Annotated in this window: 7 protein-coding genes; 3 read left to right on the forward strand and 4 right to left on the reverse strand. The window is 63.4% G+C overall.

Annotated elements, in window-relative coordinates; genetic code table 11:
* Window positions 1–468, reverse strand: a complete 468-nt coding sequence (locus tag CLV47_RS22315) for a DUF2249 domain-containing protein (protein ID WP_202862443.1) — start codon at window positions 466–468, stop codon at window positions 1–3.
* A 299-nt stretch (window positions 469–767) separates the two neighbouring features.
* Here CLV47_RS22315 and CLV47_RS07535 point away from each other — a divergent pair, with 299 nt between their 5' ends.
* The gene (locus CLV47_RS07535; protein ID WP_106348401.1) at window positions 768–1151 is read left to right on the forward strand and encodes a hypothetical protein; all 384 of its coding nucleotides are present in this window, start codon (window positions 768–770) and stop codon (window positions 1149–1151) included.
* Between the two features lie 59 nt (window positions 1152–1210).
* Here CLV47_RS07535 and CLV47_RS07540 read toward each other — a convergent pair whose 3' ends face one another.
* On the reverse strand, window positions 1211–1594 hold the full coding sequence (locus CLV47_RS07540; protein ID WP_106348429.1) for a DUF1801 domain-containing protein: 384 nt from the start codon (window positions 1592–1594) through the stop codon (window positions 1211–1213).
* An 87-nt stretch (window positions 1595–1681) separates the two neighbouring features.
* Here CLV47_RS07540 and CLV47_RS07545 point away from each other — a divergent pair, with 87 nt between their 5' ends.
* Window positions 1682–5227 carry a TM0106 family RecB-like putative nuclease gene (locus CLV47_RS07545; RefSeq protein ID WP_238145271.1) on the forward strand — a complete coding sequence of 1182 codons (3546 nt, stop codon included), beginning with the start codon at window positions 1682–1684 and terminating at the stop codon, window positions 5225–5227.
* Here CLV47_RS07545 and CLV47_RS07550 read toward each other — a convergent pair.
* The gene (locus CLV47_RS07550; protein WP_146135313.1) at window positions 5205–5891 is read right to left on the reverse strand and encodes a Pr6Pr family membrane protein; all 687 of its coding nucleotides are present in this window, start codon (window positions 5889–5891) and stop codon (window positions 5205–5207) included. The two genes, CLV47_RS07545 and CLV47_RS07550, sit on opposite strands and share 23 nt — an antisense overlap.
* A gap of 110 nt (window positions 5892–6001) precedes the next feature.
* On the opposite strand from CLV47_RS07550, the gene CLV47_RS07555 reads away from it, so the two are divergent.
* Entirely contained in the window at window positions 6002–7147 is a 1146-nt protein-coding gene (locus CLV47_RS07555; protein ID WP_106348403.1) for a N(5)-(carboxyethyl)ornithine synthase, read from the forward strand.
* A 42-nt stretch (window positions 7148–7189) separates the two neighbouring features.
* Here the strand turns inward: CLV47_RS07555 and CLV47_RS07560 are convergent.
* On the reverse strand, window positions 7190–7525 hold a 336-nt coding region (locus CLV47_RS07560; RefSeq protein WP_146135314.1), incomplete at its 5' end, for an HNH endonuclease signature motif containing protein.

Consider the following 7525-nt stretch of genomic DNA (forward strand, 5'->3'; position numbering starts at 1 on the left):
TTAGGGAGCTACTCGCCCTATGCGCACCCGCCAGGTCTCCGGGCCCTCTTCGAGGTAGTCCCAGCTGAACTGGCCGGTGTGTTCGGCCTCGAACTGGTAGTACAGCGGCTTGGGGTCGTGATCGTTGACGAGCACAAACGCGTTGCCGTCCGACAAGCCGTGGTAGGTCTCGAAGATCAGCTCGTGGCGCCGGGCCGGGATCTCAGAACGTACGTCGAGCTGAATGTCTTCCTGTGACATGAAGTTCTCCTTCTGTTGTTCGGTTATCGAAGGGAGCCGCGCGAGGTAGTGCATGGTGCCGTTGATCCTCTGAGCCTCCGCCGGATTTCGATGTCGGATCGCGGACCAGGCGCGCGCCGCCAGCCGACTGGCATCATCGGGATAACCGACCTGCCCTAGGCGGCGCAAGGTCCGGGTAAACGCTTCGAGCAGTGCCTGGAACTCGGCACCAGAATCGGGCCCTGCCACTGGGTGGTCGGTAATCTCGCGTCTCCTCGGTTGGTATCTATACAAGGACGCTAGCACTTTTTGGTCCGTTTTTCACGACTAAATCCGTGTTTAATAATACGGCCGATGGGCGAGCGATCAACCCCGACGAATGAACCTCCGGACCAGGCGTCTCATTCCATTAGGACGGCGAAGCGAACGTGACGGCGGCGAAGACGGGTTTCCGTACCTAGAATGGAGACAAGGTCGCCTCGGCGTACTCGGCTGAGGCTTGACGAACATTGGTCGAGACTCGGCCGAGCATCGGTGGGGGCTTTCGAATGCTGATCATTCGAGCTATATGGGCGATTATCGCGACAGCGGGACTGGTCGTATGCATTGTGGGCGGTCTTGTGCTTCCCATTGGTGCGCTGCTTGGCTGGGCGGCGATAGGAATGGGCATCGGCACGTTCGCCTGGTTCTCGGCGAACGACGGGATGAAGCGTCGCGGCCGAGCGGGTAGACCGTCGGCAGAGACGGGAATCGTCGTTGGCGCCGAGACTTTTGTGGGGTGCTTGCTCACCGTCGGTGCCGCGGCCTTCCTTGGGGGCGTGGCCTGGCTCTTAGGTGGTCTGGCGTTGTTGGTCCTCGTGGTGACGATCCGGCTGCGACCGCGTCTACACATGGCGACTGATGTCCGGATGACCGGCCCCGCGCGACGGTAGTTCAGCTGAGTTGCCGAGTCTTCGTTAACGCGCGATTAGGTGTGCCCGTGGTCGTCGCGCTAGGACGCGTTGAGCTCCGCGGCGGCGCGGATGAGGGCTTTGAAGGCCTTCGCGTCGACCTCGTCTCCCTCGTGGATGTCGATGCCGCGCCGAACGTTCGCGTCCAGGCTGGCGTTGAACAGTCCGCTCGGATCATCGAGAGAGGCACCCTTGGCAAAGGTGAACTTGACCTTGTCCTTATAGGTCTCGCCCGTGCAGATGATGCCTTCATGACTCCAGACAGGGACGCCGAGCGGGTTCGTCGGCTTCTGCCACTTGATCTCTTCGACTACACCGGGTTCGGCCTGGTTGATCAGGTCCCGAATGCGTGCCAGCATCTCACCGCGCCAGTCGCCTAACTGGTCGACGATCTTATCGATGGTTTCCGCGGCGCTCTCAGACATGGCACCACTCTGCCAGATCACTGCGCCGTAACACGAACCTGAGTCCGATGTCTGACCACGCGATGTCAATCCGTGCCGGCGCAGTCGGTGAACAGAACCCGTCGACTGTCGGCCCTCCTTGTTACCGTCAAGGCATCGAAGGGGGACACCTTGTTCTTGATGGATGGCACGATCGTCTACAGCGCGACGGACATGGCGAAGTCCGCCGAGTGCGAGTTCGGTTTGCTGCGCGAGTTGGACGAGCGGCTCGGGTGGATCGCGAAGGTGGAATCCACCGAGGACAAGTTCCTCGCCAGGATCGCCGACCTCGGCAATGCCCATGAGAAGCGCGAGCTTGACCGACTTACCTCGGAGTACGGCGTCTTCGATGCGGCGACCAGGCGGGGCGTCTATCTGTCGGTTGGTCGGCCGAAGAATCGGGCGCAGTACGAGAAGGCGCGCGACAAGACCCTTGAGGTGCTTCGCGAGGGTGCCGACGTCGTCGCACAGGCGACGTTCTTCGATGGCAGGCTCGCCGGTTTCGCCGACTTCCTGCGCAAGCAACAGGATGGTTCATACGCCGTGTGGGACACCAAGCTCGCCCGGCACGTCAAGGTCAACGCGCTGCTGCAGCTCGCGGCGTACGCCGATCAGCTCCAGCAGGCCGGCATCGCGGTGGCACCCGAGGTCCACCTGCTGCTCGGCGACCAGACCCAGAGCAGCCACGAGCTCGTCGATCTGCTGCCGGTCTATCGCGAGCGGCGCGACAAGCTCCAGAGACTGCTTGATGACCACATGGCGGGCGGAACCGCGATCAACTGGGGTGATCCGGCGTACGCCGCGTGCGGGCGATGCGATCGCTGCGAGGTCGAGGTCGAGGCCCATCGTGATGTCGTCCTCGTCGCCGGGCTGCGGCTGAGCCAGCGGGCGAGACTGCATGCGGCGGGCATCGTCACAATCGACGACCTCGCCGCCAGTGACAGCGCGGTCGAAGGCATCCCCGGCCGCACGCTGGATACGCTCCGAGCTCAGGCGGCGCTGCAGGTCCGCCAGTCACCGCCGGACGGATCGACCGGTGAGGTCGTCGCAGAGGTGTACGACGAGACGGCGATCCGCGCGTTGCCCGAGCCGGACGCGGGCGACATTTTCTTCGACTTCGAGGGCGACCCGATGTGGACCGACGACGGCGCGCACGAATGGGGACTGGAATACCTCTTCGGGGTCGTCGAGCCGAGTGAGGATCCGAAAGGGACGTTCGTGCCGTTCTGGGCGCACAACCGTGCCGAGGAAAAGCAGGCGCTGCTCGACTTCCTTGACTACGTCGAGAAAAGGCGCGCTATCTACCCCGATATGCACATCTATCACTACGCGGCGTACGAGAAGTCCGCGCTGTTGCGATTGGCTGGCCGGTACGGCGTTGGCGAGGACGCCGTCGATCAGCTGCTGCGCGAAGGGGTGTTGGTCGACCTCTACGCCACGGTTCGGCAGAGCGTGCGCGTGTCGCAGCCGTCGTACAGCATCAAGAAGCTCGAGCCGCTTTACATGGGTTCCGACCTGCGCGAAGGTGTCGCCACGGCGAGCGAGTCGATCTTGGTTTACCACGAATACATCGAGGCCAAGGACGCCGGCGACGCGGCGCGGGCGGCCGATCTGCTGCACGGGATCGCCGACTACAACGAGTACGACTGCCTGTCGACCTGGCGGTTGCGTGACTGGCTACTTGGCGAGCTCGAGGCGAGCCGTGGCGATACGACATACTTGCCCCGGGTGGAGAGCGATCCGGCGGCGAGTATGGAAGAAAACGCCGCCCTGGTGGCGAAGTTCGAGCCGCACACCGGTGAGCTGGGCGCGCGCATTCCGGAGCAGCAGGCGATCGCCATGGTCGCGGCCAGCATCGATTACCACAAACGTGAGAACAAACCGTACTGGTGGGAATACTTTGATCGCCTGCAGAGCCCGCCGGACGAGTGGCTGGGCAAGCGGGACGCGCTCGTCGCGTCCGATGGTCAGGTGTCGGTCGAGGCGCCGTGGGTGAAGGAGGGCCGCAAGGCGCCGTACCGCGTGCTCCGCCTGGCCGGGAGTCTTGAGCCTGGTACGGCGATCGTCGTGGGTGCGACGGTGGAATGCATATATGAGGCGATTCCGGCTGGCATGAAGCTCTATGAGGATGCGCTCCGCGGCGTGGGACGAAGCGCAACTGTCATCAGCCTGAGTGTCGACAGTGACGGCCTGGACGTGGTCGTCATTGAGGAGAAGCTCGCCGCCGAGTGTGCCGAATACGACGAGCTGCCGATGGCGCTGTTCGCTAAGAGTTTTGTGCCCGCCGCGCCGCTGCAGACCGCTCTCAAGGAGTTCGCGGAGAGCCTTGTCGGCGGCCTGCCGACATTGCCCAAACATCCGGCGCTCGACATCCTCCGTCAACGACCGCCCAGGACCACCGGAGGCCATCTGGCGGAAGTTGTCGACTCTGACTACGTAGCAGCGATCACAGACTCAGTACGCCGGCTCGATCATTCCTATCTCGCCGTGCAAGGCCCTCCCGGCACTGGCAAGACTTACGTCGCGGCGCGGGTGGTCAAGGAGCTGGTGGAGGCCGGCTGGAGAATCGGCGTCGTCGGACAGTCGCATGCCGTCGTGGAAAACGTGTTGGATGCCGCGATCGAGGCAGGCTTGGACCCCGACGCGGTCGCGAAACCGGCTCGCGCTTCGGACCTCGAGCCGCATGCCTGGCAGGTGCTGGACAGCAAGGCGATACCGGATTACATAGCGGGCAGGGGATCCGACGGGTTCCTGCTCGGTGGGACCGCGTGGACTTTCACCAACGCCAACTATGTGCCGCGCGCCGCGCTTGACCTCCTGGTGATCGACGAGGCCGGCCAGTTCGCGCTCGCCAACACCCTCGCGGTGTCGGTGTCCACCGAACGACTGCTGTTGCTCGGTGACCCGCAGCAACTGCCGCAGGTAAGTCAAGGGACACATCCGGAGCCGGTCGACCAGTCCGCGCTGGGCTGGCTGGCCGGCGGCCACCAGACCCTCCCCAAAGCGCTCGGCTACTTCCTCGAACGCACGTGGCGCATGCATTCGGCGCTGTGTAAGCCGGTGTCGCGGTTGTCGTACGAAAGCAACCTACGCTCGCAAACCGACGTGACCGACGCCCGCGCGCTCGATGGCGTCGAACCCGGCTTGCACGTTGTTCGCCTGGGGCACCGGGGCAATTCGGTTCAGTCGGTGGAGGAAGCCGAAGTTACCGTCGAGCTCATCCGATCGCTGGTCGGTAGACTCTGGCGGTCCAACGATGGCACCCGGCCGCTTGAGTCGACCGACGTGCTGGTTGTCGCGCCATACAACGCGCAGGTGGCGTTGCTGCGCAGCACGCTTGCCAGTGCGGGCTTCGACAAAACGAAAGTGGGGACGGTCGACAAGTTCCAGGGCCAAGAGGCGCCGGTCGTGATCGTGTCGATGACGGCGTCCAGTCGCGTCGATGTCCCCCGCGGCATGGAGTTCCTGCTCTCGCGCAATCGCACTAATGTCGCGATTTCGCGCGGACAGTGGTGCGCCTACGTCGTACGCTCCGAGGCCTTGACCGACTATCTCCCCGGTACGCCGACCGCCTTGGCCGAGCTTGGCGCCTTCATCGGCCTCGGCGTCGGCTGACCGAGGTGACGGGGAGCTTACGGTCGCCGTAGACGTAGAGTGCGCCGATCGCGGCCAACAGAATGCAGACGAGTACGACGTTGCGCAGTGCGACGAGATAACCGATCACGCCGACGTCGACGAACGGATACGGATACCAGTCGGAGATTGCGCCGTGGATAAGCGAGTACGCAAAGTAGAGCGCCGGCCATAGGAGGGACCATGCGACGGTGTCGCGGTCGATCCGGTGGCGTGGGCCAAACAGCATCCATCCGATGATCGCGAGGAGCGGCGTGACGTAGTGGAAGCCGATATCGGTGACCGCTGAAATGCCGTGCAGGTCGAGTATCGGCCGAAGTGCGAAGTGGTAGACGATGAGCGTCACCGTGATGCCGACCAGCGCGTCGATCCGCAGCACGCGCCACACTTTGCCGTCGCGCTGTGGTGCCGCGGCAAGCGCGAGACAAGTGATGATGACCAGGATGTTGGACTGGACCGTGAAGTAGCTGAAGAACCGAAGGATCCGGATTCCGACCGGGGCGATCTGGCCGGATTCATCGGCGAGAACGTTGACGCCGCGAATCACGAGGACCACTTGAACTATCAGTGAGAGCGCGCTGACCAGAGCGGTCAGCAAATGCCATGGTCTGGCGATCCTGTCGAGCCGACTGCTCGTTGCTGGCATAGATTTAAACCTAGCCCATCCCGCCACGCCCACCCAGGATTCGACTGTCGTGCGACAGGAATTGAGGTTCGGTCGTTGTGATAGACAGGCGATAACAATAAGGGGCAACAGTGGAACAACTCAGCCTCGGAATACTCTCCCGTTCGCGCAAACCCGACGAGCGACGACTTCCGATTCATCCAGATCATTTTCAGAGAATCGACGCCGACCTTCGGGCGCGGATTTACATCGAGAGTGGGTACGGCGAACAGTTCGGTCTCAGCGATGACAAGCTCGCGCCGTACGTCGGAGGAATCCTTACTCGGGAGCAGTTGATCGCCAAGTGCGACGCGATCCTACTGCCGAAACCACAGAAGGAAGACCTGGCCGAGCTGCGTGAGGGGCAGATTCTCTGGGGGTGGCCGCATTGCGTCCAGGACACCGAACTCACCCAGGTCGCGATCGACCGCAAGCTGACCCTCGTCGCATTCGAAGCGATGAACTATTGGACCGCCGACGGCGGGTTCAGCCTGCATGTATTCCACAAGAACAACGAGCTTGCCGGCTACTGCTCGGTCTTGCACGCGATGCAGACTGTCGGGGTCACCGGTGACTACGGTCGCCGACTGCGCGCCGCGGTGATCGGGTTTGGGGCGACCGCCCGGGGCGCCGTCACCGTGCTCGCCGCGCACGGAGTCACCGACGTCGACGTGCTGACTGAGCGAGGCGTCAACGCTGTCGCCTCACCGATCCATTCCGCGCAGATCGTCCAGTTCGAGCACGATCAGGCTGCGCCGCGGCGAAGCGAGGCGATTCTCCGCGACGGGAGCCGTCAAGCGCTGCCGGCGTTCCTCGGCGATCACGACATCATCGTCAACTGTGTGCTGCAGAAGCCGGAAGCGCCGCTGATGTTCCTCGACGCCGAGGATCTGGTTGACGTCGCGCCAGGGACTCTGATCGTCGACGTGTCGTGTGACGAAGGCATGGGCTTTAGTTGGGCGCGCCCGACGACGTTCGCCGAGCCGACGTTCACCGTCGGTGACCACGTCACCTATTACGGGGTCGACCACAGCCCGTCGTTACTGTGGGCATCTGCGACCTGGGAGATCAGCGACGCACTCCTGCCGTATCTGCGCACAGTGCTCGACGGTCGGCGGGCCCGGGAGGCGGATGAGACTATCCGCAGGGCGATCGAGATCAAGGACGGCGTGATCATCAATCCGAGCATTCTGGACTTTCAGAGCAGGGCCGCAGCCTACCCACACGCCAAGGTATAGCGGGGTGAAACGGTGCAGCCAAACGTAATGCGGACCCCTGCGTCATTCGCGTCTGTTGTTGAGGGTGATGCGGTGGTGTAGGACCGGGGTACGGGTCTGGTCGATCCACGCCGGCGGTCGCCAGTGCGGCAGTCCGCTGATCATGACTGATTCCCAGCCGCGGTCCTCGTATTCACGGTGGTGATAGCCACACGCGAGAGTCAGGTCATCAATATCGGTCGGGCCGCCGTCTCGCCACGCGGTGACGTGGTGGATTTGGCACCATTCCGGTGGCGTGTGGCAGCCGGGGAAGGTGCAGCCGCCGTCCCGCGCGACCAGCGCGATGTATTGGCTCGCGGTCGCGAGCCGTTGCGCCCGGCCGAGGTAGAGCACGACACC

Source organism: Antricoccus suffuscus (assembly GCF_003003235.1).
In the GTDB taxonomy this organism is placed as follows: Bacteria; Actinomycetota; Actinomycetes; order Mycobacteriales; family Antricoccaceae; genus Antricoccus; species Antricoccus suffuscus.

What these genes read in the sequence shown, in the direction of transcription:
- CLV47_RS07540 (WP_106348429.1), bottom strand. Translation starts at nt 1,594, where the DNA reads ATGTCTGAGAGCGCCGCGGAAACCATCGATAAGATCGTCGACCAGTTA.
- CLV47_RS07535 (WP_106348401.1), top strand. Translation starts at nt 768, where the DNA reads ATGCTGATCATTCGAGCTATATGGGCGATTATCGCGACAGCGGGACTG.
- CLV47_RS07550 (WP_146135313.1), bottom strand. Translation starts at nt 5,891, where the DNA reads ATGCCAGCAACGAGCAGTCGGCTCGACAGGATCGCCAGACCATGGCAT.